Genomic DNA, 25,156 nt, shown 5'->3' on the forward strand with positions numbered 1-25,156 from the left:
CACCACCACGGGGACCGCATGTCGCTGCATCCGCTCAAGGCCGAGACGACCGCCCGTGGCGCGAGGATGTTGCGCACAGCCTTTGGTCCCGACATCGCGACCTGGCTCGAGGACCCCGCCGTCGTCGAGGTGATGCTGAACCCCGACGGCCGTCTCTGGATCGACCGCCTCGCGGGAGGCCTCACCGACACTGGCAAACGCCTCGCCTTCGCCGATGGCGAGCGCATCATCCGCCTCGTCGCGCATCATGTCGGCGCGGAGGTGCATGCGGACTGCCCCTGCGTCTCGGCTGAACTGCCCGAGACGGGTGAGCGCTTCGAGGGTCTGCTGCCACCCGTCGTCGCCGCCCCGGCCTTCGCGATCCGCAAGCCCGCCGTCGCGGTCTTCACGCTGGAGGACTATGTCGCAGCCCGCATCATGACGGCTGCCCAGGCCGCCGTGCTGCGCACCGCCGTCGCGGATCGCCGCAACATCCTCGTCGCCGGCGGCACGTCGACCGGCAAGACCACGCTGACCAACGCCCTGCTCGCCGAGGTCGCACGCGAGGGCGGCCGCGTCGTGCTGATCGAGGACACGCGCGAACTCCAATGCCGCGCCCCGAACCTGGTCGCGCTGCGCACCAAGGACGGCGTCGTCTCGCTGTCGGAACTCGTCCGGCGCGCGCTCCGCCTGCGCCCCGACCGCATCCCCATCGGCGAGGTGCGCGGCGCCGAGGCGCTCGACCTGCTCAAGGCCTGGGGCACCGGCCATCCCGGCGGCATCGGCACCATCCACGCAGGCTCTGCCCTCGGCGCACTGCGCCGGCTCGAGCAGCTGATCCAGGAAGCCGTCGTCACCGTCCCGCGCGCGCTGATCGCCGAGACCATCGACGTCATCGCCGTACTCGCCGGCCGCGGCGCCGACCGCCGCCTTGCCGAACTCGCCGAGGTCCGCGGCCTGACCCCGACCGGCGACTACGACCTCACCCCCACAGGAGACACACCATGACGTCCACGCTGCGCACGCGCCTCGCCGGCGCGGCTGCCTTCACGCTCTGTCTCGCCCTCGCGGCACCCGCCCATGCCGCCGGCTCCAACATGCCCTGGGAGCAGCCGCTGCAGCAGGTGCTGGAGTCCATCGAGGGGCCGGTCGCCAAGATCATCGCGGTGATCATCATCATCGTCACCGGCCTGACGCTCGCCTTCGGGGATACCTCGGGCGGCTTCCGGCGACTGGTGCAGATCGTCTTCGGGATCTCGATCGCCTTCGCGGCATCGAGCTTCTTCCTGTCGTTCTTCCAGTTCGGCGGCGGGGCGCTGATCTGATGGCAGCGCCGGCCGACCCCGTCCCGGGCTACTCGGCGCCGGTGCACCGCGCGCTGATCGAGCCGATCCTGCTCGCCGGCGCGCCGCGCGCGGTCGCCATCGCCAACGGGACGCTCGCCGCGGCGATCGGCCTCGGGCTGCGGCTCTGGGTCGCGGGCGTGCTGATCTGGCTGGTCGGCCACCTCGCCGCGGTCTGGGCGGCGCGTCGGGATGCGCAGTTCGTCGAGGTGGTGCGCCGGCACCTGCGCTACCCGGCCTGGCTGCGCGCGTGAGGCGGCGATGCTTAACCTCGCCGAGTACCGCCGGAAGCCCCAGACCCTCGCGGACTTCCTTCCGTGGGCCGCGCTCGTGGCACCCGGCGTCGTGCTGAACAAGGACGGCTCCTTCCAGCGCAGCGCCCGCTTCCGCGGCCCGGACCTGGACAGCGCCACCCCGGCCGAGCTCGCCGCCACGGCCGCGCGATTGAATGGCGCGCTGCGCCGCCTCGGCTCGGGCTGGGCAGTCTTCGCGGAGGCGCAGCGCGTCCCTGCGCGCGGCTACCCGGCCAGCACATTCCCAGAACCCGTCTCGGCTCTGGTCGACGCTGAGCGGCGCGCCCAGTTCGAAGAGGCCGGCGCGCATTTCGAGAGCAGCTACGTCATTACCTTCGCCTGGCTGCCGCCGGGCGATGACGCCGCCCGTGCCGAGGGCTGGCTGTACGAGGGCACGCAAGGCGTCGACGCCGCGACCGGCAGAGAGGCGCTGCGCAGCTTCATCGACCGGACCGACCGCGTGCTCGACCAGATCGAGGCCTTTGTGCCGGAGGCGCGCTGGCTCGACGACGCCGAGACGCTGACCTTCCTGCACTCGACGGTCTCGACCCGCCGCCACCTCGTCCGCGTGCCCGAGACGCCGATGCATCTCGATGCGCTGCTGGCTGACCAGCCGCTGGTGGGCGGCCTCGCGCCGCGGCTCGGCGACGCGCATCTGCGCGTGCTCACCATCATCGGCTTTCCCAGCGCGACCTTCCCCGGGATCCTCGACGAGCTGAACGCGCTCGCCTTCGAGTATCGCTGGTGCACCCGCGCGATCTGCCTCGACCGGACCGATGCGCAGAAACTGCTCACGCGCATCCGCCGCCAGTGGTTCGCCAAGCGCAAGTCGATCGCCGCCATCCTCAAGGAGGTGATGACCAACGAGCAGAGCGTGCTGCTCGACAGCGACGCCGCCAACAAGGCCGCCGACGCCGACGAGGCGCTGCAGGAACTCGGGCAGGATTCTTGGGGCTGGGCCTATGTCACGGCGACCGTCACCGTCTGGGACGAGGACGCCCGCGCCGCCGACGACAAGCTCCGGCTGGTCGAGAAAGCCATCCAGTCCCGCGACTTCACCGTCATCCGCGAGGGGGTGAACGCCGTCGAGGCCTGGCTCGGCAGCCTGCCGGGGCATCTCTACGCCAATGTCCGGCAGCCGCCGATCTCGACGCTGAACCTCGTCCACATCGTCCCGATCTCGGCGGTCTGGGCAGGGCCGGAGCGGAACGAGCATCTCGTTGGCCCGCCGCTCTTCCACGCGCGGACGGAGGGTGCGACGCCGTTCCGCTTCTCGCTGCATGTGGGGGATGTCGGGCACACGCTGGTCATCGGCCCCACCGGCGCGGGCAAGTCGGTGCTGCTGGCGCTGATGGCACTCCAGTTCCGCCGTTACGCGGGCGCGCAGGTCTTCGCCTTCGACTTCGGCGGCTCGATACGTGCTGTGGCGATCGCCATGGGCGGCGACTGGCACGACCTCGGCGGTGCGCTCGCCGGCGACATGGCCGAGCCGGTCGCGCTGCAACCGCTCGCGCGGATCGACGCGCCAGAGGAGCGCGCCTGGGCGGCGGAGTGGATCGCCGGCCTGCTCGCGCGGGAGGGCGTCGCGATCGACCCGGCGGTGAAGGACCATCTCTGGTCCGCGCTGACCAGCCTCGCCTCCGCGCCCGTGCACGAGCGCACGCTGACCGGCCTCGCCGTGCTGCTGCAGTCCCAGGCCCTCAAGCGGGCGCTCGAACCCTACACCCTCGCCGGCCCCTGGGGCCGGCTGCTCGACGCCGAGGCGGAGCGGCTGGGTGCGGCTGAGGTCCAGGCCTTCGAGACCGAGGGGCTGATCGGCACCGCCGCAGCCCCCGCCGTGCTGGCCTATCTCTTCCATGCCATCGGCCGGCGCCTCGACGGCCGGCCGACGCTCATCATCGTGGATGAGGGATGGCTCGCGCTGGATGACGCCACCTTCGGCGCGCAGCTGCGCGAATGGCTCAAGACGCTCCGCAAGAAGAACGCCTCGGTGCTCTTCGCGACGCAGTCCCTGGCCGACGTGGATGGCTCGGCCATCGCGCCGGCGATCATCGAGAGCTGCCCGACCCGCGTCTTCCTGCCGAACGAGCGCGCGCTCGAGCTGCAGATCGCCGCCATGTATGCGCGCTTCGGGCTGAACGACCGACAGGTCGAAATCCTCGCCCGGGCCACGCCCAAGCGCGACTACTACTGCCAGTCCCGCCGCGGCAACCGGCTCTTCGAGCTGGGGCTGTCCGAGGTCGCGCTCGCCTTCTGCGCCGCCTCCTCCAAGACCGACCAGGCCGCCATCGCGGAGATCCTCGCCACCCATGGCCGCGCCGGCTTCGCGCGCGCCTGGCTGCTGCGCCGCGGCCTCGACTGGGCCGCCGAGCTCCTGCCCGACCCTCCGGAGGACACCGTTCCATGATCCGCCGCCCGCTCCGCGCCGCGCTGCTCGGCGCCGCCCTCCTCGCCCTGCCACTTTCCGTCGCGGTCACGCCCGCCCAGGCGCAGTGGACCGTCTTCGACCCGTGGAACTACGCGCAGAACATCCTCTCCGCCGCCCGCGCGCTCGACCAGATCAACAACCAGATCGCCTCGCTCCAGAACGAGGCGCAGATGCTGATCAACCAGGCCCGCAACCTCGCGAGCCTGCCCTACTCCTCGCTCATGCGGCTGCAGCAGTCCTTCGCGCGCACCCAGCAGCTGATCGCCCGCGCACAGCGCCTCGCCTACGAGGTCACCGACATCGAGCGCGCCTTCACGCAGGGCTATGGCAGCGCGGCCTCGCTCGGCTCCAGCCAGCAGATGTTCGCCAATGCGCGCGACCGCTGGCAGACCTCCGTCGCCGGCTTCCAGGACGCGCTGATGACCCAGGCGACCGTGGTCGGCAACTTGACCGGCACCCGCGCCGAGATCGAGGCGCTCATCGGCCAGAGCCAGGGTGCGACCGGCGCGCTCCAGGCGGCGCAGGCGGGCAATCAGCTCCTGGCGCTGCAGTCCCAGCAGATCGCCGACCTCACCGCGCTTCTCGCCGCGCAGGGCCGCGCCCAGGCGCTGGAGGCCGCGCGCGTGGCCAGCGGCGAGGAGCAGGCGCGCGAGCAGCTGGAGCGCTTCCTCGCCCCGGGCGCCGGCTACCAGCCGGGCTCGGCGCAGATGTTCCATGGCCGCTGAGGGATGGTCGTGGCGTCGCATCTCCGCACATCCCGAGACGTGCCATGAACGGCACCGGCGTCATCGACCGCTTCCTCGACGTCTTCACCCGCTACATCGACAGCGGCTTCGGGCTGCTCGGCGGCGAGGTGGCGTTCCTCGCCGCGACGCTCATCGTCATCGACATCACCCTCGCCGCGCTGTTCTGGGCCTGGGGCGCCGACGACGACATCATCGCACGCCTGATCAAGAAGACCCTCTTCGTGGGGGTCTTCGCCTGGATCATCGGCAACTGGAACTTCCTCGCCCAGGTCATCTTCGACAGCTTCGCGGGCCTCGGCCTGGTCGCCTCGGGCTCCACCATCACGGCGCAGCAGCTGCTCCAGCCGGGGCGCGTCGCGCAGGTCGGCCTTGATGCCGGGCGGCCGCTGCTCCAGGCCGTCTCCGGGCTCATGGGCTACATCTCGTTCTTCACGAACTTCGTCCAGATCGCGATCCTGATGTTCGCCTGGGCGGTGGTCCTGCTGTCCTTCTTCATCCTGGCGATCCAGCTCTTCGTCACGCTGATCGAATTCAAGCTGACGACGCTGGCGGGCTTCGTGCTGGTGCCCTTCGGGCTGTTCGGCAAGACCGCCTTTCTTGCCGAGCGCGTGCTCGGCAACGTCGTCTCCTCCGGCGTGAAGGTGTTGGTGCTGGCCGTCATCGTCGGCATCGGCTCGACGCTCTTCTTGCAGTTCACCACGGGCTTCGGTGCGAACCAGCCGACGATCGACGAGGCGATGTCCATCGTGCTGGCGGCGCTGGCGCTGCTGGCGCTCGGAATCTTCGGGCCGGGCATCGCCAACGGGCTGATCTCCGGCGGGCCGCAGCTGAGTGCCGGGGCAGCCGTGGGCACGGGCCTTGCCGTCGGCGGTGCTGCGGTCGCGGGCGTCGCGGCAGCCAGGACAGGAATGGCAGCCGTGGGCGCCGCAGCATCAGCGGCCGGGGCGACCGCGCGCGGCGCCGCCTATGCGGCCGGCGCGACAGGCACGGCCTATCGGAGCGGCGGTGCCTCGGGTGTGGTGATGGCCGGAGCGTCCGCCGCCGCCAGTCCGCTGCGCAGCGCCGCAGACAGCCTCCGCGCCAGCCACGCCGCCGGCAGCGCGGCCGTGTCGGGCGGCGGGCAGCCATCGGCGCCGGAGCCGTCGGGACCAGCGGGCGGCGCTCCAGCCTGGGCCCGCCGCATGCGGCGCGGCCAGGCGCTCAGCCACGGCGTCACCACCCTCGGCCACGCCATCCGATCCGGCGATGGCGGCGGTGCGGGCTCCTCCATCCGCCTTTCGGAGGATCGCTGATGTTCCGCCGCCCCTCCGTCCGCTACGGCCGCACGCCGGAACCCGAGACGCCCTACCAGCGCGCCGCCCAGGCCTGGGACGAGCGCATCGGCTCCGCACGCGTCCAGGCGCGCAACTGGCGCCTCATGGCGCTCGGCGAGCTTTTCGTCATCGCTGGCCTCGCCGCCGCCCTGGTATGGCAATCCGGCCGCGGCACCATCGTGCCCTGGGTCGTGCAGGTCGACCGGCTCGGCGAGGCGCAGGCGGTCGCGCCCGCCATCGCCAACTTCCGTCCGACCGAACCGCAGATCGCCTGGCACCTCGCGCGCTTCATCGAGCAGGTGCGCGGCATCGCCGCCGACCCGATCATCGTCCGCCAGAACTGGCTCCGCGCCTATGATTTCGCGACCGATCGCGGCGCGCTCGCGCTGAACGACTTCGCGCGCGCCAGCGATCCTTTCGGGCGCGTCGGTCGCCAGCAGGTCGCCGTCGAGGTCTCCAGCGTGATCCGCGCCTCCGACGACAGTTTTCGGGTCGCCTGGATCGAACGCACCTACGAGAACGGTCAGCTCGCCCGCACCGAGCGCTGGACCGCGATCCTGACCATCGTCGTCCAGCCGGCGCGCGACGCCGAGCGGCTGCGCAAGAACCCACTCGGCATCTTCGTCCACGCCATCAACTGGTCGCGGGAGCTCGGGCAATGAGGTACGCACATCCCACCCTGGCGCTCCTGCTCGGCCTCGGCGCCTGCGCCTTCCGCCCGCCCGAGATCAGCTACGACGACGAGCCGATCCAGGCGACGCAGATCCCCGAGCCGCCACGGCCCGTGGAGATCGTCGAGGTGCCGACGCCGCTGCCGCTCCCGGGCCAGCTTCAGCGCATCCCGCCCGCGCGCCGCACGCCAGAGCCGCCCGATCCCGCGGTCCGCGTCAACCAGGCCAACGCCGCCGCGCGCGTGCAGCCCGTGCGCGCTGGCTTCATCAACGCGGTGCAGGTCTATCCCTTTACGCCCGGCGCGCTCTATCAGGTCTACACCGCCCCCGGCCAGGTCACCGCCATCATGCTGCAGGAGGGCGAGACGCTGGTCGGCAACGGCCCCGTCGCCGCCGGCGACACGGTGCGCTGGATCATCGGCGACACCGAGAGTGGCACCGGCCCGACGCGCCGCGTGCACATCATCGTCAAGCCGACGCGCCCCGACCTCACCACCAACCTCATCATCAACACCGACCGCCGCACCTACCTGCTGGAGCTCCGCTCGATTGAGCGCACTTACATGGCCTCCGTCTCGTGGCAGTATCCGCAGGACGCGCTGATCGCGCTGCGCCGGCAGAACGCCGCCGCCCCCGTCGAGCAGGGGCTCGATCTCGCGCGGCTGCGCTTCCGCTACGAGATCGAGGGCGACAGCCCGGCCTGGCGGCCGCTCCGCGCCTTCGATGACGGCCGGCAGGTCTTCATCGAGTTCCCGCGCGGCATCGGCCAGGGCGAGATGCCGCCGCTCTTCGTCATCGGGCCGGAGGGCGAGGGGCAGCTCGTCAACTACCGCATCCGCCAGAACTTCATGATCGTCGACCGGCTCTTCGCGGCGGCCGAGCTGCGCCTCGGCGACCGGCAACAGCGCGTGCGCGTCGTGCGCACCGATGGCCGGGCGCGATGAGTGGCGCGGCGCCGGAACGGGGCGGGAGCGAGCGCGACATCGCCGCTGCGCTGCGCCTGCGCCCCGATCCGCCGCGCGTGGTGCGGCTTTCCCGGCGGGTGCTGATCGGGCTTGGCGTCGCGGCCGGGCTTGGCATCGGCGCGGCACTGATCGTCGCCCTCCAGGGCCGCAGCGGCGGTGAGGGGCCGCGCGAGCTCTACAGCACCGACCGGAACCCGCAGGCCGACGGCCTCGCCACTCTGCCGCGCGACTACGCTGGTATCCCGCAATTGGGGCCGCCGCTGCCTGGTGATCTCGGGCGTCCGATCGTGCGGGCGCAGGAGCGCGGGCAGCCGGTCGTGCCGCCGGCCACGCCCACGAGCGCTGATCCGGCCGAACAGCGACGCCTTCAGGAGATCGAGGCGGCGCGCACCAGCCGCCTCTTCGTGCAGGTGGAAGCACGCAGCGAGCCGCGCGGTGCTGCGCCCGCCGCGCCGCAAGCAGCAGACCTCGGCGCCATACCCGTGGGGTCCGACGTTACCGACCGAAGGCTTGCCTTCCTGGGCGGCCCGGCGGACCGCCGCACGACATCGCAGGATCGGCTCCAGGCGCCGGCCAGCCCCTTCGTCATCCAGGCTGGCAGCGTCATCCCCGCGGCGCTGCTCACCGGCCTCCGCTCCGACCTGCCGGGCCAGATCACCGCCCAGGTGACGGCGAACGTCTTCGACAGCCCGACCGGGCGGCACCTGCTCATCCCGCAGGGCGCGCGCCTGATCGGCGCCTACGACAGCCGCATGAGCTTCGGGCAGCGCCGCATCCTGCTCGTCTGGAACCGGCTCATCCTGCCCAACGGCCGCTCCATCGTGCTGGAGCGCATGCCGGGCGCGGATGAGGCAGGCTACGCGGGGCTCGAGGATGCCGTGGAGTACCACTGGGGGCGGCTCTTCCTCGCTGCGGGCCTGGCGACCCTGCTGAACCTCGGCCTGGAACTCGGCCGCGACGACGAAAGCGACATCGCCCGCGCCATCCGTGAGAGCGGCCAGGACACCGTCGGCCGCGCCGGCGAGGAGATCGTCCGCCGGCAGCTTTCCGTCCCGCCGACGCTGACCGTGCGCCCTGGCTTTCCGGTGCGCGTCATCGTCCACCGCGACCTCGTGCTCGAGCCCTATGGAGGCTGACCCATGCCGAAGCTGAAGCTCGGCCCGATCCTCGACGACCGTCCGGTGAAGCTCACCGTCGAGTTGCCGGCGGAGCTGCACCGCGACCTGGTCGCCTACGCGGATGCGCTCTCGCGTGAGACAGGGCAGCAGGTCGAGCCCACGAAGCTGGTCGCGCCCATGCTGGCGCGGTTCCTCGCGAGCGACCGGGGGTTCCGCTCAGCGCGACGGTCCGCGCGCCCCACGCTAGCGCGGCAGCGTCAGTCTGCACCGCTACCGCGCGAAGACGGATCCTGAGTCGCGCGGAGCAACGCAAGGAACCGACGTAGCGCCGGATTATCACGCCGAGGGTCCCAATACGCGGACGCCTCCACCATGGTAGGCCCATTCTCGTCGCCGACCGGCCGAAAGACGACACCCGGGTAGGACGCACCCGAGGCGGATTCCGCCAGCACCGCGACGCCGAGGTCGGCGCCAACGAGGTTGAACATCGCCTCGCGGCCGACATCGTGCGCTGTGAAACGCGCCGCATGACCGGCCGGCAGCAACGCCTCGACCTTCGCTCGTGCCTCTGGCCCGGAGCCGCGTGGCGTAACGATAAAGGTCTCACCGGCGAGGCTTTGCCATGGGACAAGCGTTCGATCAGAAAGGTGATGCTGCTCGGGCAGGGCGACCATCCCGGACTCATGCCAAAGAGCCAAACGCTCGAGCCCCGGTTCCTCGTTCGGGCCCAGCAATAGGGCGAGGTCAACATCTCCGCGACGGACCGCGGTCAGGAGGTCGTGCCTCCCTCCCTCCCGAAGCCACACCTCGATCCTTCGACGCTGCCGGACAAATCGGATCAGTGCGTCCCGGAAGCGGCCAGTTGAGGCCGAAAAGTAGGTGCCGATCACCAGCCGACCGGTCGCTGCCGATCCGGCGTCCCGCGCGCGGCTCGCCGCGTCCTGTACCTCGTCGAGCAGCCGCGTCGCGTCCGCGAGGAACCTTTCGCCTGCCTCTGTCAGCTTCATGCCCGATGATCGCCGCTCGAACAGGGACACGCCGAGCCCATCCTCCAGCGCACGAAGCCGCCGGCTGACCGCCGATGCCGTCAGACCCGCGCCGCGCGCCGCCACTCGGATGCTTCGGCTTCGAGCTACCGCGATCGCCAGCGTCAGTCCACGCAGGTCGATCGCCCCCAGGAGGCCGGCGTTCGCTCCCCACCATTTAGGCTGTCGCGGCACCCAGGCCAGCCTCCATTGCCGGCCGACCCCGATCCCGGTCGAGCGCGGGCCATGGAGCGCGATGCCCTCATTCGGTCGCGCAGGACCGGCCGCAGAGATCGCTGAGATAGTATGTGCAGCGGCTGCCTCAACCACCGGCCTCGGCAGCGCCCATGCAGAGGGGCATGACCGGTCGCTGCCAGCCAATGGCGATCTTCTTCAGCGTCACCTCTCCGTGTCCCGGCCCAACCGTGAACCGGATTGTCTCCGCCCACGGCGATCAAAGAAACGGGAGGCAGGTCCGCCAGCTTCCACTGGCGTTGCTCGTATCTCGCGCCTTCGAGTGGGGTACCGCCGATCGTGGGACATGGAGAGAAAGACGCCCTACCGAGGCGGAGCCCGAGTGATGCTCGCGTGTCGCAGTCTCTCGGCGGGGTGCGCGCCTCCGTCGTTTCGCATCGGCGCCAAGGTCCGTGCCCCGGAGATACCCTTGAGGATCGGGCAATCCGGCCGGTGGTCGCCATGGCAGGACGCAGCAAGCTCCCGAAGCGTATCGCCCATCGCCTGCAGCGCCTTCAGCTTCTCGTCGATGGCGGCGACATGCGCCAGCGCGAGGCGCTTCACCTCCGCGCTCGCGCGCGCCCGGTCGCGCCAGAGGCCGAGCAGTTCCTCGATCTCCGCGAGCGGGAAGCCGAGGTCGCGCGCGTTGCGGATGAAGCGCAGCGCGTGCACGTCCTCGGGCCGGTAGACGCGGTAGCCGCTCTCGGTCCGCGTGGCCGCCGGCAGCAGGCCGATCGCCTCGTAGTGGCGGATCATCTTCACCGAGACGCCCGACACCTTCGCCGCATCACCGATATTCATCACCGTCCCTCCCGCCCGGTGGCCGCGGCGGGTTGGAACCGCCGCAGCCGGAGTGCATTCGCCAGCACGAAGACGCTGCTGAGCCCCATCGCGCCCGCCGCCAGCATCGGCGAGAGCAGCGTGCCGCCGAAGGGCCAGAGTATGCCAGCCGCGACCGGGATCAGCGCAACGTTGTAGGCGAAGGCCCAGAACAGGTTCTGCCGGATGTTGGCCATCGTCGCCCGACTGATCCCGAAGGCCGTCGCCACCGCGCCGAGGTCGCCCGACATCAGCACGACGTCGGCGCTCTCGATCGCGATGTCGGTGCCGGTGCCGACCGCGAGGCCGACATCGGCGGCGGCAAGCGCCGGAGCATCGTTGATGCCGTCGCCCACGAAGGCGACCTTCCGCCCGCCTTCGCGCAGGCCCTGCACGGCGGCGACCTTGCCGTCCGGCAGCACCTCGGCCACCACCTCCTCGATGCCGAGGCCCCGCGCGATCGCCTCCGCCGTGCGCCTGTTGTCGCCGGTCACCATGGCGATGCGCAGGCCCTGCGCCCGGAGCGCGGCGAGTGCCGCAGGCGTCCCGGGCTTGACCGGGTCAGCCACCGCCAGCGCCGCGACGAGGCGCCCGTCCATCGCCGCATAGAGCGGGGTGCGTCCCTGGTCCGCGAGCGCGGCCGCCGTGGCGGCGAAGGGGGCCACGTCGAGGCCGAGCCGCGCCATGTAGCGGTCGGCGCCGACCGAGACGCGCTGCCCATCCACCAGCGCCGTGGCGCCGAAGCCGGGCACGGCCTCGAAGGCAGCCGCCTCGGGCAGCACCAGGCCGCGCCTCCGCGCCGCGGCGACGATGGCCTGCGCCACGGGATGTTCGGACTGCGCCTCGACCGCGGCGACCAGTGCCAGGATCGTGGCCTCATCCTCGCCTTGTACGACCGAGAGGTCGGTCAGGGTCGGGCGGCCTTCGGTCAGCGTACCCGTCTTATCGAGGGCGACGACCTCGACATCCCGCAGCGCCTGCAGCGCCTCGCCCTTGCGGAACAGCACGCCGAGTTCCGCCGCGCGGCCGGTGCCGACCATGATCGAGGTCGGCGTCGCCAGGCCCATCGCACACGGGCAGGCGATGATCAGCACCGCGACCGCATTCACCAGCGCGAAGGCGAGCGCCGGATCCGGCCCGAAGACCAGCCACACGCCGAAGGTCAGCGCCGCGATGGCGAGCACGGCGGGGACGAACCACATCGTCACGCGGTCCACCAGCGCCTGGATCGGCAGCTTCGATCCCTGCGCCTGCTCCACCATGCGCACGATCTGCGAGAGCACTGTCTCCCCGCCCACGGCGGTGGCGCGGAAGCGGAAGGCACCGGTGCCGTTCACCGTGCCGCCGGTCACCTTCGCGCCCAGGGTCTTTTCCACCGGGACGGGCTCGCCGGTGATCATCGCCTCATCGACGAAGGAGGCGCCCTCGGTCACCTCGCCATCGGCGGGGATGCGCTCGCCCGGCCGCACCAGGACGATGTCGCCGGCCAGCAGTTGCGCCGCGGGGATCTCCTGCTCCTGCCCGTTGCGCAGCACGCGCGCGGTGGGGGGTTGCAGACCCATCAGCCGCCGGATCGCCTCGGAGGTACGGCCCTTGCTCCGCGCCTCGAGCCAGCGGCCGAGCAGGATCAGGGTGACGATCACCGCTGCCGCCTCGAAGAAGACATGCCGCGCGCCCTCGGGCAGCAGGGCGGGCGCGAAGGTCGCGACGGTCGAATAGGCGAAGGCCGCGCCGGTGCCGATGGCGACCAGGGAGTTCATGTCTGGCGCGCCGCGCAGCAGCGCCCGCCAGCCCTTGGTCTGGAAGCGCAGGCCGGGAATGAACATCACCAGCGAGGCGAGCACGAACTGGATCTGCCAGCTCAGCGCGAAGCCGATGCTGTCGCGAATGGCGTGATGCAGCGTCATCGAGAGATGGGCGCCCATCTCCAGCGCCACCAGCGGCAGGGTCAGCGCGGCGGCGAGGCCGAGGCTGCGCGCCAGGCCGCGGATCTCCGCCGCACGCGCGGCGCGCTCGCGGTCGCCGCGATCGGCCGGGGCCTCGGTGCCGAGGCGCTCGGCGCCGTAGCCGGCGCCACGCACCGCCCCGATCAGCGCCGCGGTGGCGACCGAGGGCAGGTGCGTCACGCGGGCGCGGTTGGTGGCGAGGTTCACCGCGGCCTCCGTCACGCCGGGCACGGCCTTCAGCGCGCGCTCGACGCGGCCGACGCAGGAGGTGCAGGTCATGCCCTCCACGGCGAGGTCGGTCGTCTCGGTGCCGATGCCGTAGCCGGCCTGGCTGACGGCGCCGAGCACCGCCGGCAGGTCCGGCGTGCCGTCGAAGCGGATCTCGGCCCGTTCGGTCGCGAGGTTCACGGCTGCGGCAGACACGCCGGGGACGGCGGCGATGGCCCGCTCGACGCGGCGCACGCAGGAGGCGCAGGTCATGCCCTCGATCGGGACCGAGACCCGCGCTTCGGGCGGCAGAGGGCTGGAGGCCGCACGCGCAGGCATCGCCTCCATCATGTTGGTGTCGGGGGCCATGCCTTGTGCTCCGGCGTCAGGCGCTTGGCGTGTTGCGGTAGCCGGCCGCCGTGATTGCGGCCGACAGACTCATTGCGTTCGCGTTGCTGATCACGCCGATGCTGTGCGTCGCGAGGTCCGCCTGAACCTGCGCGACCGGATCGACCGAGCGCACCGCCTCGGTCACGGTCTTGACGCAATGACCGCAGGTCATGTCGGGGATTTCGAAGCGGGTCATGCTTGTCTCCTGTTCGAGTATTGCGGGAGACACGTCGATCGCGCTTCCCACATTGGGAAGGTCAAGCGAAATCTCAACCTCCATGTCGGTGAGTCTGGTCGGGGGCAGGTCAACGCCACGCGTCTTGCCAGCTTGGCCAGGCAGCCTTGTCGCCGGTCACGCAGCGACAAGCCGACTGCTGCAATGTTTTGTCATGAACGGGAAAAGACCCGTTCGCGTGCGGCGGGCATACGCGGTTCTCCGAGGGGCGCGCGGAAAGGGGATTCGGTGCTGATCCGTTTGGTATTGACCGTCATCCTGACGGGCGGCGCCGTCGCGGCGCAGGCCAACCCGCTGCGCGACGCCTTCGAGGCGGCCGCCGGCCTCAGTCCCGAATTGCGCACCCTCGAGGTGCAGCGCGGGGCCATCGACGCACGCCTTCGCGGCGCAAACGCCCTCACACCGGGCGCGCCCAGCGTCGGGCTCGGCTACACGACCGATCGCTTCACCCAGAACCGCGGCTTTCGTGAAGCCGAAGTGGAGGTCGGTGTGCCGGTCTGGCTGCCGGGACAGTCGCGCGCCCAGCGAGGCCTCGCCGATGCCGAAGGCACGCGGCTCGCGGCGCAGATCGCGGCGCGACGCCTCCTCATCGCGGGGGAGGTGCGTGACGCGTATTGGGCGTGGGCCGTCGCGGACGCGGCCCTCGCGGCAGCGCGTGCGCGCGCATCGAGCACCGCAGCCCTCACGCGCGACGTTGCGCGCCAAGCGCGCGCCGGCCAGGTGTCGCGCGCGGAAGAACTTCTCGCCACAGCGGATGCTAGGGAGAGCGAGGGCGCGTTGCGGGAGGCGGAAGCCGCGGTGCGGGAAGCGCAGCTCGCGTTTCGCGCCTTGACCGGACGGAACGCCGCCCCTGGCTGGCAGGAAGTCCTGCGCGACGGTACCGCGCCCGCCGAGCATCCCCGGATCGTCGCAGCCAGGCTCGGCCTTGATGTGGCCCGCGCGGGCATTCGCATCGCCGAGGTGGAGGACCGCGAAAGCCCGGAGATCGCCGCCTTCATGCGCCAGGAACGCGACGATCGCGACTCCGGCTGGGACACCCGCTTCGGCGTGCGTGTCCGGATTCCGCTGGCGCATCCGCCGCGCAACGCGGAGCGGCGCGCGACCGCGCAGGGCGAACTGACGACCGCGACGGCCGAAGCCGGGTCGGCCGAACGGCTCGTCGCCGCCGAACGCGACCGCGCACGCGCCGCGCTCGCGGATGCCCGAGCCGCTTCCCGCCTCGCCGACCAGCGGCATGCCGCGCTGGCCGAGGCTGCGTCGCTTGGAGAGCGCGCCTTTCGCGAAGGTCAGGCAACGCTCGCAGAAACGCTGCGCGTACGGACCATCGTGACGGCGGCGGATGCCGACCGCCGGCGGGCGCAAGTGGCGCTGCGCCAGGCCATTTCCCGCTACAACCAAGCGATCGGGGTCGAACCGTGAAGCAGCCAGCGTCCATGATCCGTCGCCTCGTCTTCGCAGCCCTGTTCGGTCTCCTCGCTGCCGTACCGGCGCTCGCCCATCCTGGACACGGCGATGAGGCACCGCCCCCGGCGAATGCGGCACCGCGCGGCATCGCACATTCCGACATTTTCGATGTGGTCGGCGTGCTCGGACCCGATGCACGGCTTTGGCTCTACCTCGATCGCTATCCGTCCGCCGAGCCGGTCGACAATGCCGAGATCTCGGCGACCCTGGACGGTCAACCCGTGCCGGTTACGCGAAGCGCCGAGGCGACCTATGTCATCGCACATCCGCTGCTCGGCCAACCGGGCGCGCGCAGTCTGATCCTGACCATTACGGCAGGGGCCGACATGGATCTGCTGCCGCTGGACATCGAGGTTCCGGCCGCTGCGGCGGCGTCGGTCGTGACGCAGGGTTGGCGCGAGACGGCGACGCGGGCCGCGGCGGAACCCGTCGCATGGGCGGCCGGGCTGGCTCTGCTGCTGCTCGGCGTCGTGATCGGCAGGGCCGCGGCACCTCGCAACCTGCCGCCGATGGTGGCGCCGGATGGAATCGCCCTGAAGCCGATGACGGAAGCCGTGTCGGAGCCGCACCACAAGCCGGCGGCCGGGCGGGTGCCGGCGCGGGCGGCAGCAGCGCCGATGGCGCTGATTCTGGGGCTGTTGGCCCTTCCCGCGACCGCTCAGCCCATGGATCAGCCGCGCCGACAGCCAGATGGCAGCGTCTTCGTGCCGAAGCCGACGCAGCGACTGCTCGGCGTGCGCGCTGCGATGGTGGATCGCGCCGACGCGCCGGTTGCGCTCCAGCTGGTTGGCCAGGTCATCGCCGACCCGAACGCCTCGGGTCGCGTACAGGCGCCGCAGGCCGGCAGGGTCGAAGCGCCGCCAGCAGGGTTTCCGACGCTCGGCAGCCGTGTCGAACGCGGCCAGACGATGGCCTATATCGTACCCGTCCTCGGCGCGCAGGAACGCAGCGGCGTGCAGGCGACGCTGGCCGAGCTGGACTCGCAGATCGGCATCGCCCAGCAGCGGACGCAGCGGCTTGCGGGCCTCGCCGGCAGCGTCTCGGCGCGCGAGATCGCTGAGGCGCGGGCCGAGCTCGACGGACTGCGCGCCCGCCGGGCAGCAGTTGCCGAAGGTCTGAATGGCCGGCTCGCCGTGCAGGCGACGGCATCAGGGTTCATCAGCGTCGTCGCCGCCGTGGGCGGGCAGATCGTGGATGCGCGCGAGCCGCTGTTCGAGATCGTCGAGCCGACACGGTTATGGGTCGAGGCGGTGGCCTATGATGGGGGGATGGTCGCCGACATCGCCGGGGCGCGGGCGACGACCGCTGGTGGGTTGGGCCTCGATCTGGCCTTCATCGGACGTGGCCTCGCGCTCCGCCAGCAGGCGGTGCCCCTGCAGTTCCGCATCGTCAACGCGCCGCCCGGCCTGTCGGTCGGCACGCCGGTGACGGTCACCGTGCAGACGAACCGTCGTGCCGCCGGCATCGTCCTCCCCGGCGAAGCGGTGATCCGCAGCGCGGAAGGCCCGCCCATCGTGTTCGAGATGGCGTCGGCGGAGCGCTTCGTCCCCCGACCGGTGCGCGTACAGCCGCTCGATGGGCGCAATGTGCTCGTCCTGGCCGGTCTTGAGCCGGGCAACCGCGTGGTGACCGAGGCCGCAAGCCTCATCGCGCAGATCCGCTGAGGGCCGCGCGCCATGTTCAACTTCCTCGTCTCCACGAGCCTGCGCAATCGGCTCTTCGTTCTCGCGGCCGCGGCCATCCTGGTCGTCTATGGCTCGCTCACGCTGCGGCAATTGCCGGTGGACGTGTTTCCCGACCTGAACAAGCCAGTGATCACGCTGCTGACCGAGGCGGAAGGCCTGGCGCCGGAGGAGGTGGAGCTGTTGGTCTCCTTCCCCATCGAGACCGCGCTCAACGGCATGCCAGGGGTGACGCGCGTCCGATCGGTCTCGGGGGTCGGTCTGTCGATCGTCTTCGTGGAGTTCGACTGGGGCACGGACATCTGGATCAATCGCCAGCAGGTGGGGGAGCGGCTGTCGCTGGTGCGCTCGCAGCTGCCGCCGAATGTCGTGCCGCAGATGGCGCCCGTTTCCTCGATCATGGGCGAGATCATGCTCGTGGCGATGTCGACCGACGGCCGCGCGAGCCCGATGCAGCTGCGCGAACTCGCTGACTGGGTGGTGCGCCCGCGCCTGCTGACCATCCCAGGCGTGAGCCAGGTCATCCCGATCGGCGGCGAGGTGAAGCAGTATCGCGTCACACCGGACGTTGCGCGCATGCATGCGCTCGACATCACGCATGAGCAGATTGTGGCCGCCCTGCGCCAGTTCGGCGCGAACAGCGGCGGCGGCTACGTCGATCAGGCCGGGCGCGAATACCTGATCCGCAACATTGGCCGCACCACCCGGCTCGAGGACCTCGCCAACGCGCCGATCACGCTGCGCAACGGCCAGCCCATTCTGTTGCGTCAGGTCGCCGAGGTGGACTTCGCCGCGCGGCTGCGCCGGGGCGAGGCGGGCAGCATGGGCCGGCCGGCGGTGGTCCTGTCGATCCAGAAGCAGCCCAATGCCGACACGGTCGTCGTCACACGCGCCGTCGAGGAGGCCCTGCGCGACCTTCAGCGCGTCATGCCGCCCGGGGTGACCGCGGACAACGTGCAGTTCCGCCAGGCAGATTTCATCCAGGCCTCGATCGGCAACGTGCAGACCGTGCTTCTCGAGGCTGTGGCCGTCGTGGCCGTGGTGCTGTTCCTGTTCCTGCTGAACGTGCGCACCACCCTGATTTCACTGACCGCCATTCCGCTGTCGGTGCTGATCACCGTGGTCGTCTTTCACCTGCTAGGCCTGTCGATCAACACCATGACGCTGGGCGGCCTCGCGATCGCGATCGGCGAACTGGTGGACGACGCGGTGGTGGATGTCGAGAACGTCTTCCGCCGCCTGCGCGAGAACCGCGAAAGAGGGAATCCTCTGCCGGTCTTCACGGTAGTCGCGAAAGCCAGCCAGGAGGTACGCTCCGGCATCGTCTATGCGACCATGATCGTCATCCTGGTCTTCGTGCCGCTGTTCGCGCTGTCGGGCATCGAGGGACGCCTCTTCGCGCCGCTCGGCATCGCCTACATCGTCTCGATCCTGGCCTCGCTCATCGTGTCCATCACCGTGACACCGGTGCTCTGCTACTACCTGCTGCCGCGGATGAAGCGGATGGACCATGGCGACGGTTGGATGGTCCGCAAGCTGAAGGCCGGGAACAGGATCGCCCTGCTGTGGGCGTTCCGGCGGGAACGCCTGATGTATGTTGTTGCCGGCGGCGCCGTCGCCATCGCCGTCGCGACGCTGCCCTTCCTGCCGCGCGCCTTCCTGCCGCCCTTCAACGAGGGCACGCTGACCATCAGCCTGCAGTTCCAGCCGGGGATCAGCCTCGCCGAGGCAAACCGCCTGGGCACGGCGGCGGAGCGGCTGATCATGCAGGTCCCGGAGGTGCGCTCAGTCGGCCGGCGGACCGGACGGGCGGAGCTCGACGAGCATGCCGAGGGTGTCCACTCCTCGGAGATCGACGTCACGCTGAACCCGTCCGGTCGCGGCAAGCAGGAGATCGCGGCCGACATCCGCGCACGCCTCGGCATCATCCCCGGCAGCCTCAACATCGGCCAGCCCATCGGCCACCGGCTCGACCACATGCTCTCCGGCGTGCGGGCCGAGATCGCGCTCAAGATCTACGGCGATGACCTCGACACCCTTCGCACCATCGCCGAGCAGATGCAGCAGCGCCTGGCCGCGGTGCCCGGCCTGCGCGACCTCCAGATCGAGCGCCAGGTGCGCGTCCCGCAGTTGCAGGTCACGGTCAACCACGAACGCGCCGCGCTGCATGGCGTGTCGGCGGCGACCATCGGGCAGGCAGTGCAGGACATGTCGGGCGGCCAGGTGGTCAGTGAGGTGGTGGACGGCGCGCGGCGCTTCGACCTCGTGCTGCGCCTCGCCGACCAGGACCGCACCGGCACCGGCCTCTCGACGCTGATGATCGAGACGCCGGGCGGGCGCGTGCCGCTGTCGCTTCTGGCTGAGATCCGCGACACCGACGGCCCGAACCAGATCCTGCGCGAGAACGGTCGGCGCCGCATCGTGGTCCTGGCGAATACCGACGGGAGCGACACCGCCGCGATCGTGCAGCGCATCCGCAATGAAATGGCGAGCGCGCCGCTGCCGTCCGGCTACTTCGTCGCGCTGGAAGGCACCTTCCAGGCGCAGGAGGAAGCATCGCGGCTGATCGCCATGCTGTCGCTGGTCTCGCTGACCCTGATCTTCATGGTGCTCTACAGCCGCTACCGGTCCGCGGTGCTGGCGCTGATCATCATGGGCAACGTGCCGCTGGCGCTGGTGGGCGCGGTCGCGGCGCTGTGGATCGCCGGGCAGCCGCTCTCGGTCGCCTCCATGATCGGCTTCATCACGCTGGCCGGCATTGCCACCCGCAACGGCATCCTGAAGGTCAGCCACTACCTGAACCTTGCCCTGCTTGAGGACGAGCCTTGGGGCCTCGGCCTGGTGCTGCGCGGCAGCCTCGAACGCCTGACGCCGGTGCTGATGACCGCGCTGTCGGCGGGCTTCGCGCTGATCCCGCTGATGATCGGCGCAAGCGAGCCGGGCAAGGAAATCCTCCACCCTGTCGCTGTCACCATCTTCGGCGGCCTGATCACCGCGACGCTTCTCGACACCTTCCTCACGCCGCTGCTGTTCCACCGCTTCGGCCGGCCGGCCCTAGCGAGCCTGATGGAGCGGCAGCAGGAAATGAAGGTCGCCGAGGCCTATTGAGACGACGAAAGGATACCGACCATGCACCGACGCAGACTTCTCGCCGCAGCCGCCCTGCTTCCTGCGCTAACGCACGGCGCGCGCGCGCACACCACACGCGGGCCGAATGGCGGCCAGTTGATCGACCTTGCCGGCGGCCACGGGGAGCTGGTCGCGGAAGGCAACGAGCTGCGGCTCTTCCTGAGCGACAATGCCGATCGTCCGCGGTCTGTGGAAGGCGCGACCGGGCAGGCGGTGGTCCTCGCCGGCGGCCGGCAGGCGACCGTGACGCTCGCCCCAGCCGGTGCCAACGTCATGCGCGGCCAGGGGGACTTCACCGCGGCGACCGGCATGCGCGTCGTGGTCACGGTGACCCTGCCGGGGCAGCGCCCGGCACAAGGCCGTTTCACCCCGCGCGATTCGGAGTGAGGATGACCGGATGTCGCCGGACCTCCTGACGCCCGAGGCGCATCTGCTCGTCGTCGAGGACGACGGCGAGATGCGCACGCTGATTGCGAAGTTCCTGCGCCAGAACGGCTATCGGGTCAGCGGCGCGCGCGACGGGCGCGAGATGTGGGAGACCCTGGCGAATGCGCCGGTCGACCTCATCCTCCTGGACGTCATGCTTCCCGGACAGTCGGGCCTTGATCTCACGCGGGCGCTGCGCGCCAAGACGCAGGTGCCGATCATCATGGTGACGGCCCGCGGCGACGAGACCGATCGCGTGCTCGGCCTCGAACTGGGGGCGGACGACTACATCCCGAAGCCCTTCTCGCGCCCCGAGCTTCTTGCGCGCATCCGTGCCGTGCTGCGGCGTGCCCAGGGCAGCGAACCGCGCACGTCAGGCCTGGTCGCGGACCGTCTTCTGTTCGCTGGCTGGGCGCTCGACACGCGCCGGCGCGAACTCACCGCGCCGGATGGGGTTGCCGTTGATCTCTCCGGCGGGGAGTACGACCTGCTGCTCGCCTTCTGCGAACATCCGCAGCGCGTCCTCAGCCGCGACCAGTTGCTCGACCTGGCGCGCAACCGCGTCTCCGATACGCTCGACCGGACGGTCGACGTCATGATCAGCAGGCTGCGCCGGAAGATGGAACCGAGCGAGGACAGCCCGACCATCATCAAGACGATCCGCGGTGCGGGTTACATGTTCGTCCCCGCGGTCGTCCGCGGGTGAGCGGGGCATTGCCCGACCGGTCCCGGCTGCGCCTCGTGCCCGATACGCTGGGCGGGCGAATCGTCCTCGTGCTGCTGGTGGGGTTGCTGACCTTCCATGTCGGCAGCCTCTGGCTGCATCAGGTCGGGACGGATGCCGTGCTGGGCTCGACGCGGGAGCGACAGACCGCGGAACGCCTTGCGGCAGCGAAGCGTGCGGTGGCGGAGCTGCCGGTGGCCGACCGCGACAGGACGGCGCATGCGCTCTCCTCCGCAAGCCTCGACATGCACTGGACTCCGGCGCCGGCAGTCAGGCTTGTCGAGGAATCCAGTCCGCGCATCGAGGCGCTGCGTGCCCGGCTTGTCGAACTGGTTCCAGAGCTTCGAACCAGCGGCCTGCGGCTTGGCTATGCGGAGGACGGAACCGCGCCGATGCCGGATGGGGAGCAGTTTCGCCACGTCATCATCGGTGCCGTGGAACTGCCCGACGGATCATGGCTGAATTTCTCGGCGGGCCTGTTCCGGCCGCCCACGGCCGAACACGCAAGCCTGCTGTCCACCAGCGCGATGGCCGCTGGCATCCTGCTCCTCGGCCTGTTCGTGGTGCGGCTCATCGGGCGCCCACTGCGGCAACTGTCCGATGCCGCCGACCGCATCGGCCTGCCGGGTGCGACGGTACGCATGCCCGAGACCGGCCCGCGCGAGGTGCGCCACGCCGCACTCGCCTTCAACCGCATGCAGGCGCGCATCAACAAGCTGATCGCCGACCGCACCCAGGCGCTCGCGGCGGTCAGCCACGATCTGCGCACGCCGATCGCGCGCCTTCGGCTGCGCGCCGGCTTCCTCGATGATCCCGAGGCGCAGCGCCAGATCGATAGCGACCTCGACGAGATGGACGCGATGATCGGCGCGACCCTCGCCTACCTGCGCGGCGAGGACGAGCTCGAGGCCGAGCGCCCCACGGACATCGTCGCCATGCTGGAGACGCTGTGCGACGCCGCCGCCGATGCCGGCGCCGATGCGCGCTACGAGGGGCCGGGTCAGGCCCGCCTCACCTGCCGCCCAGTCGCCATCAAGCGGGCTTTCGCGAATCTCATCGACAATGCCGTGAAGTACGGGAAGGCGGCCCGCGTGCAGCTCGACGACGAGCCTGAACGCATCCTGGTGCGCATCGATGACGATGGGCCCGGTATTCCGGAAGCCGACATGGAAGCGGTCTTTGAACCCTTCCGGCGGCTCGAAGCCTCGCGAAACCGCGGCACCGGCGGAACCGGCCTCGGCCTGACCATCGCGCGCCAGGTGATCTCGCAGCATGGCGGCACGATCAGGCTCGCGAACCGGCCGGCGGGCGGCCTGACCATCCTCGCGGAGCTGCCGCGCAGGCGCTGATCCTACCGACCGACGATCGGCTGCCGTCCAGGGCCCCTGACATCTTTTGTCATACTGTGTTGATGCGCAGGACACGCGCCTGTCCGACCTTCGCGGCGTCACCGATCAGGTGCCCAGACCATGAAGGAGTTGAAGATGCGTCGTTCCATCCTCGCCGCGGCCGCGGTCGCCGCGCTCGCCGGCGGCGGCGCGGGCTACGTGCTCGCGCAGGGCATGCCGCCCGGGCACCGGATGCCGGGCGGGCAGATGATGCCCGGCATGCAGCACGGCCAGATGCCGATGCAGCCGGCTGGCCCGGGGGCTTCGGCGCCGTCCTCGCAGGCCTTCGCCGCGGCCATGGACAAGATGCACCGCGACATGGCGATCCAGTACAGCGGCAATGCCGACCGTGATTTCGTCGCCGGCATGATCCCGCACCACCAGGGCGCGATCGACATGGCGCGGATCGTGTTGCAACACGGCCGGGACCCGGAGATCCGCCAGCTCGCACAGGAGATCATCTCGGCGCAGGAGCGCGAGATCGCCCAGATGCGCGCCATGCTGGCGCGGCTGCCGGCGCGCTGATCCGGCATGGGTCCGGCCATGCAGACCAGCGATCTGCGGCGGTCCGACCCTGTCGCACGGTTCGGCGCGGAAACGCCGGTCCGTGCCATTCTTGCCGCAGACTTCGAGGTGATCCGCCGGTGGGTTCTGCGTCGCTGCGACGGTGACGCGCAGGCTGCCGGCGAGATCATGGCCGCGTTCTGTCTCCGCGCGCTGGCGCGGGCGCCGCAGCTGCGCGACACCGCCGCGGCGCGCGGTTGGCTCGCGGCCGTGCTGCGCAGCACCATCGCCGATCACCGCAGATCGGAACGGATGGAACGCCGGCGATATCGGTCCGATGACCCCCTCTCGCTGGCTCAGCGAAGTGAGTACGCGGTACCGCCGCCGGCCGATCCGGCGCGCGGCGACCCCTGCGCTTGCCTGCGAGAGGTGCTCGCCGCGCTGAGGCCCGAGGAGCGCGACCTGCTGCAGGCGATCGACCTGCGCAGCGAAGATCGAGCCGTGCACGCAGCGCGCCTCGGCCTGACGAGGAACGCGCTCGGCGTGCGATTGCACCGCGCGCGCGCCGCCCTGCGCGCCGCGATGCTGGCGCATTGCGATGCCTGTTCAGACGACGGGCGCTTCGATCCATGGATCTGCCCGTCGCCAGCCCTGCCGGACGTGTAAGGGATCGCGCCCGGCGCCGTCTGTTCACCTGAGGCTCGGCGAAGGCCGGGCCGGCCATGTGATGGAAGGAGAGAGCGGGACATGCACGAGGACACCAGGGCACCGACCGAGCCGGGTGACCACCGGCGCCTCGATCCGGTCGCACTCACGATGGACGTGACCACGCAGGTCCAGGCCATCGCCTCCACCTTTGCCGCCGCCCAGGCCGGCGCGGTCCAGGAAACGATCGACCGGCTCGCGGCGCATGGCCAGCGGATCGCGCAGGCGCGACATCCTCTATCGGTCATGGCGATCCAGATGGAATGCTGCGTCACGCTGATCGAGGCGGCAAGCGCGCCGTTCAGGGCCGCATTGCGCGCCTTTCCGCAGCCGCCGGACATGGCGGAGCCTGCGATGCCCACGGGACAGCCGCCATCCGTTCCGCACGGCACGGAGCAGGCCCGGGCTGCGGAGGCACCGCGCCGTCCCGCACGCGCGGGCGACGGAGCGGGCGCGTCGGCGCGTCCGGCGGCCGTCGCGCGGTCGGAGTGACCGCGATGCCCACTGATACGCACGAACCAGCCGGCCGTCCGACGCAGGCGGGATTCTGGCGGACCCGCACGGGCGTTGCCTTCGGCATCTTCGCCGTCGCGCTCGCCGCCTACCTGCTGTTCAGCCACACCGCGCATGTCTTCCAGTGGCTGCCCTTCGGCCTGATCCTGCTCTGCCCGCTCATGCACGTCTTCATGCATGGCGGCCACAACCATGGCGGCGGGGGGAAGCAGTGATGATCCCATCCGCCGAGTACGGCTTCTGGCTGCTCGCTGCCGTGAATGCCGCGCTGTTCATCGGCTTCGCCTACAGTTTCGCGCGTCCGCTCGAAGCGCGAGACTGGCGGAGCTTCGGCGCCTTCTCGGCCTTCATCGTCGCCCTGTTCGCCGAGATGTACGGCTTCCCGCTGACCATCTATCTGCTGGCGGGGTGGCTGCAGACGCGCTGGCCTGGCGTGAACTGGTTCAGCCATGACAGCGGACACCTGCTCGAAATGATCGCGGGACCCGGGGTCAACCCGCATTTCGGGCCGTTCCACCTGATCAGCACGGCGCTGATCCTCCTTGGCTTCTGGCTGATCGCGGCGGCGTGGCCCGTCCTCTATCGGGCAGCGCGATCGGGCAGGCTTGCGACGGCGGGGCCGTATGCGCGCATCCGGCACCCGCAATACGCCGGCTTCATCCTGATCACGACCGGCTTCCTCCTGCAGTGGCCGACGCTGATCACGCTCGCGATGTATCCGGTGCTGGTCGTCATGTACCTCCGCCTCGCCGCACGTGAGGACGCCTCGGCGGCCGAACGCTTCGGGGCCGAGCACGCCGCCTGGGCGCGAAGTGTTCCGGCCTGGATCCCGACCTGGAGGCGCGCCGCCTCGGGGCCGGCGGCCTCGCGATGAACCCCGCACCGCGCAACCGACGTGAGACACACGAC

25 protein-coding genes are annotated in these 25,156 nt (G+C 70.8%); 21 read left to right on the plus strand and 4 right to left on the minus strand.

All coding sequences use genetic code 11. The annotated features are described in order from the left end of the window. Positions 1-18 precede the first annotated feature (18 nt). Genes trbB through GXW74_RS20595 form a run of 10 tightly spaced genes read left to right on the plus strand, consistent with a single transcriptional unit; the run spans position 19 to position 9,150 of the window. Positions 19-987 (plus strand): P-type conjugative transfer ATPase TrbB, encoded by a 969-nt coding sequence (gene trbB, locus GXW74_RS20550; protein WP_211848427.1) that lies wholly within the window; start codon positions 19-21, stop codon positions 985-987. Then, positions 984-1,304 (plus strand): TrbC/VirB2 family protein, encoded by a 321-nt coding sequence (locus tag GXW74_RS20555; protein ID WP_211848428.1) that lies wholly within the window; start codon positions 984-986, stop codon positions 1,302-1,304. The genes trbB and GXW74_RS20555 overlap by 4 nt, the downstream gene beginning before the upstream one ends. Then, complete coding sequence (locus GXW74_RS20560; RefSeq protein WP_211848429.1) at positions 1,304-1,576, plus strand: VirB3 family type IV secretion system protein; 273 nt, start codon at positions 1,304-1,306, stop codon at positions 1,574-1,576. Before GXW74_RS20555 ends, GXW74_RS20560 begins: the two co-directional genes overlap by 1 nt. A 7-nt stretch (positions 1,577-1,583) precedes the next feature. Further along, positions 1,584-4,022, plus strand: a complete 2,439-nt coding sequence (gene trbE / locus GXW74_RS20565; protein WP_211848430.1) for a conjugal transfer protein TrbE — start codon at positions 1,584-1,586, stop codon at positions 4,020-4,022. Beyond that, a complete protein-coding gene (gene trbJ, locus GXW74_RS20570; protein WP_211848431.1) occupies positions 4,019-4,768 on the plus strand; it encodes a P-type conjugative transfer protein TrbJ in 750 nt (249 codons plus the stop codon). The genes trbE and trbJ overlap by 4 nt, the downstream gene beginning before the upstream one ends. Positions 4,769-4,812: 44 nt before the next feature. Beyond that, positions 4,813-6,081: a P-type conjugative transfer protein TrbL gene (gene trbL / locus GXW74_RS20575; protein WP_211848432.1), complete on the plus strand. Its 1,269-nt coding sequence runs from the start codon at positions 4,813-4,815 to the stop codon at positions 6,079-6,081. Further along, positions 6,081-6,764: a conjugal transfer protein TrbF gene (gene trbF, locus GXW74_RS20580; RefSeq protein WP_211848433.1), complete on the plus strand. Its 684-nt coding sequence runs from the start codon at positions 6,081-6,083 to the stop codon at positions 6,762-6,764. The genes trbL and trbF overlap by 1 nt, the downstream gene beginning before the upstream one ends. Further along, positions 6,761-7,717 carry a P-type conjugative transfer protein TrbG gene (gene trbG, locus GXW74_RS20585; RefSeq protein WP_211848434.1) on the plus strand — a complete coding sequence of 319 codons (957 nt, stop codon included), beginning with the start codon at positions 6,761-6,763 and terminating at the stop codon, positions 7,715-7,717. The genes trbF and trbG overlap by 4 nt, the downstream gene beginning before the upstream one ends. Beyond that, positions 7,714-8,874 carry a TrbI/VirB10 family protein gene (locus GXW74_RS20590; protein WP_211848435.1) on the plus strand — a complete coding sequence of 387 codons (1,161 nt, stop codon included), beginning with the start codon at positions 7,714-7,716 and terminating at the stop codon, positions 8,872-8,874. The genes trbG and GXW74_RS20590 overlap by 4 nt, the downstream gene beginning before the upstream one ends. 3 nt (positions 8,875-8,877) lie before the next feature. Further along, on the plus strand, positions 8,878-9,150 hold the full coding sequence (locus tag GXW74_RS20595; RefSeq protein ID WP_211848436.1) for a DUF2274 domain-containing protein: 273 nt from the start codon (positions 8,878-8,880) through the stop codon (positions 9,148-9,150). On the opposite strand, the gene GXW74_RS20600 is transcribed toward GXW74_RS20595, so the two are convergent. From GXW74_RS20600 to GXW74_RS20615, 4 genes are all read right to left on the minus strand, one after another. Beyond that, a complete protein-coding gene (locus GXW74_RS20600) occupies positions 9,114-10,211 on the minus strand; it encodes a LysR family transcriptional regulator (RefSeq protein ID WP_338148296.1) in 1,098 nt (365 codons plus the stop codon). The two genes, GXW74_RS20595 and GXW74_RS20600, sit on opposite strands and share 37 nt — an antisense overlap. A gap of 228 nt (positions 10,212-10,439) precedes the next feature. After that, complete coding sequence (gene cueR / locus GXW74_RS20605; protein ID WP_211848438.1) at positions 10,440-10,916, minus strand: Cu(I)-responsive transcriptional regulator; 477 nt, start codon at positions 10,914-10,916, stop codon at positions 10,440-10,442. Further along, positions 10,916-13,456, minus strand: a complete 2,541-nt coding sequence (locus tag GXW74_RS20610; protein ID WP_408903887.1) for a heavy metal translocating P-type ATPase — start codon at positions 13,454-13,456, stop codon at positions 10,916-10,918. The genes cueR and GXW74_RS20610 overlap by 1 nt, the downstream gene beginning before the upstream one ends. A 16-nt stretch (positions 13,457-13,472) precedes the next feature. Then, complete coding sequence (locus tag GXW74_RS20615; RefSeq protein WP_211848439.1) at positions 13,473-13,673, minus strand: heavy-metal-associated domain-containing protein; 201 nt, start codon at positions 13,671-13,673, stop codon at positions 13,473-13,475. Positions 13,674-13,940: 267 nt separating this feature from the next. Between GXW74_RS20615 and GXW74_RS20620 the strand changes: the two genes are divergently transcribed. From GXW74_RS20620 to GXW74_RS20670, 11 genes are all read left to right on the plus strand, one after another. Next, complete coding sequence (locus GXW74_RS20620; RefSeq protein WP_211848440.1) at positions 13,941-15,131, plus strand: TolC family protein; 1,191 nt, start codon at positions 13,941-13,943, stop codon at positions 15,129-15,131. Positions 15,132-15,286: 155 nt separating this feature from the next. Continuing rightward, entirely contained in the window at positions 15,287-16,840 is a 1,554-nt protein-coding gene (locus GXW74_RS28665; protein WP_211848441.1) for an efflux RND transporter periplasmic adaptor subunit, read from the plus strand. A gap of 12 nt (positions 16,841-16,852) precedes the next feature. Further along, the gene (locus tag GXW74_RS20630; protein WP_211848442.1) at positions 16,853-19,966 is read left to right on the plus strand and encodes an efflux RND transporter permease subunit; all 3,114 of its coding nucleotides are present in this window, start codon (positions 16,853-16,855) and stop codon (positions 19,964-19,966) included. A 21-nt stretch (positions 19,967-19,987) separates the two neighbouring features. Beyond that, positions 19,988-20,374 carry a hypothetical protein gene (locus GXW74_RS20635; RefSeq protein ID WP_211848443.1) on the plus strand — a complete coding sequence of 129 codons (387 nt, stop codon included), beginning with the start codon at positions 19,988-19,990 and terminating at the stop codon, positions 20,372-20,374. 10 nt (positions 20,375-20,384) lie between these two features. Next, positions 20,385-21,119 (plus strand): response regulator, encoded by a 735-nt coding sequence (locus tag GXW74_RS20640; RefSeq protein WP_211848444.1) that lies wholly within the window; start codon positions 20,385-20,387, stop codon positions 21,117-21,119. A gap of 8 nt (positions 21,120-21,127) precedes the next feature. Then, positions 21,128-22,486, plus strand: coding sequence for an ATP-binding protein (locus GXW74_RS20645; RefSeq protein ID WP_246523767.1), 1,359 nt, complete (start codon positions 21,128-21,130; stop codon positions 22,484-22,486). A 135-nt stretch (positions 22,487-22,621) separates the two neighbouring features. Then, positions 22,622-23,050 (plus strand): CopM family metallochaperone, encoded by a 429-nt coding sequence (gene copM, locus GXW74_RS20650; protein ID WP_246523769.1) that lies wholly within the window; start codon positions 22,622-22,624, stop codon positions 23,048-23,050. Between the two features lie 18 nt (positions 23,051-23,068). Continuing rightward, on the plus strand, positions 23,069-23,695 hold the full coding sequence (locus GXW74_RS20655) for an RNA polymerase sigma factor (RefSeq protein ID WP_211848445.1): 627 nt from the start codon (positions 23,069-23,071) through the stop codon (positions 23,693-23,695). A gap of 81 nt (positions 23,696-23,776) precedes the next feature. After that, positions 23,777-24,226, plus strand: a complete 450-nt coding sequence (locus GXW74_RS20660; protein ID WP_211848446.1) for a hypothetical protein — start codon at positions 23,777-23,779, stop codon at positions 24,224-24,226. 5 nt (positions 24,227-24,231) lie between these two features. Further along, positions 24,232-24,462, plus strand: a complete 231-nt coding sequence (locus GXW74_RS20665) for a DUF2933 domain-containing protein (RefSeq protein ID WP_211848447.1) — start codon at positions 24,232-24,234, stop codon at positions 24,460-24,462. After that, positions 24,462-25,121: a methyltransferase family protein gene (locus GXW74_RS20670; RefSeq protein ID WP_211848448.1), complete on the plus strand. Its 660-nt coding sequence runs from the start codon at positions 24,462-24,464 to the stop codon at positions 25,119-25,121. Before GXW74_RS20665 ends, GXW74_RS20670 begins: the two co-directional genes overlap by 1 nt. Positions 25,122-25,156 lie beyond the last annotated feature (35 nt).

It is taken from the genome of Neoroseomonas eburnea (genome assembly GCF_018129005.1).
Taxonomy (GTDB): Bacteria; Pseudomonadota; Alphaproteobacteria; order Acetobacterales; family Acetobacteraceae; genus Neoroseomonas; species Neoroseomonas eburnea.

What these genes read in the sequence shown, in the direction of transcription:
- trbB (WP_211848427.1), top strand. Translation starts at nt 19, where the DNA reads ATGTCGCTGCATCCGCTCAAGGCCGAGACGACCGCCCGTGGCGCGAGG.
- GXW74_RS20555 (WP_211848428.1), top strand. Translation starts at nt 984, where the DNA reads ATGACGTCCACGCTGCGCACGCGCCTCGCCGGCGCGGCTGCCTTCACG.
- GXW74_RS20560 (WP_211848429.1), top strand. Translation starts at nt 1,304, where the DNA reads ATGGCAGCGCCGGCCGACCCCGTCCCGGGCTACTCGGCGCCGGTGCAC.
- trbE (WP_211848430.1), top strand. Translation starts at nt 1,584, where the DNA reads ATGCTTAACCTCGCCGAGTACCGCCGGAAGCCCCAGACCCTCGCGGAC.
- trbJ (WP_211848431.1), top strand. Translation starts at nt 4,019, where the DNA reads ATGATCCGCCGCCCGCTCCGCGCCGCGCTGCTCGGCGCCGCCCTCCTC.
- trbL (WP_211848432.1), top strand. Translation starts at nt 4,813, where the DNA reads ATGAACGGCACCGGCGTCATCGACCGCTTCCTCGACGTCTTCACCCGC.
- trbF (WP_211848433.1), top strand. Translation starts at nt 6,081, where the DNA reads ATGTTCCGCCGCCCCTCCGTCCGCTACGGCCGCACGCCGGAACCCGAG.
- trbG (WP_211848434.1), top strand. Translation starts at nt 6,761, where the DNA reads ATGAGGTACGCACATCCCACCCTGGCGCTCCTGCTCGGCCTCGGCGCC.
- GXW74_RS20590 (WP_211848435.1), top strand. Translation starts at nt 7,714, where the DNA reads ATGAGTGGCGCGGCGCCGGAACGGGGCGGGAGCGAGCGCGACATCGCC.
- GXW74_RS20595 (WP_211848436.1), top strand. Translation starts at nt 8,878, where the DNA reads ATGCCGAAGCTGAAGCTCGGCCCGATCCTCGACGACCGTCCGGTGAAG.
- cueR (WP_211848438.1), bottom strand. Translation starts at nt 10,916, where the DNA reads ATGAATATCGGTGATGCGGCGAAGGTGTCGGGCGTCTCGGTGAAGATG.
- GXW74_RS20610 (WP_408903887.1), bottom strand. Translation starts at nt 13,456, where the DNA reads ATGGCCCCCGACACCAACATGATGGAGGCGATGCCTGCGCGTGCGGCC.
- GXW74_RS20615 (WP_211848439.1), bottom strand. Translation starts at nt 13,673, where the DNA reads ATGACCCGCTTCGAAATCCCCGACATGACCTGCGGTCATTGCGTCAAG.
- GXW74_RS20630 (WP_211848442.1), top strand. Translation starts at nt 16,853, where the DNA reads ATGTTCAACTTCCTCGTCTCCACGAGCCTGCGCAATCGGCTCTTCGTT.
- GXW74_RS20635 (WP_211848443.1), top strand. Translation starts at nt 19,988, where the DNA reads ATGCACCGACGCAGACTTCTCGCCGCAGCCGCCCTGCTTCCTGCGCTA.
- GXW74_RS20640 (WP_211848444.1), top strand. Translation starts at nt 20,385, where the DNA reads ATGTCGCCGGACCTCCTGACGCCCGAGGCGCATCTGCTCGTCGTCGAG.
- copM (WP_246523769.1), top strand. Translation starts at nt 22,622, where the DNA reads ATGCGTCGTTCCATCCTCGCCGCGGCCGCGGTCGCCGCGCTCGCCGGC.
- GXW74_RS20655 (WP_211848445.1), top strand. Translation starts at nt 23,069, where the DNA reads ATGCAGACCAGCGATCTGCGGCGGTCCGACCCTGTCGCACGGTTCGGC.
- GXW74_RS20660 (WP_211848446.1), top strand. Translation starts at nt 23,777, where the DNA reads ATGCACGAGGACACCAGGGCACCGACCGAGCCGGGTGACCACCGGCGC.
- GXW74_RS20665 (WP_211848447.1), top strand. Translation starts at nt 24,232, where the DNA reads ATGCCCACTGATACGCACGAACCAGCCGGCCGTCCGACGCAGGCGGGA.
- GXW74_RS20670 (WP_211848448.1), top strand. Translation starts at nt 24,462, where the DNA reads ATGATCCCATCCGCCGAGTACGGCTTCTGGCTGCTCGCTGCCGTGAAT.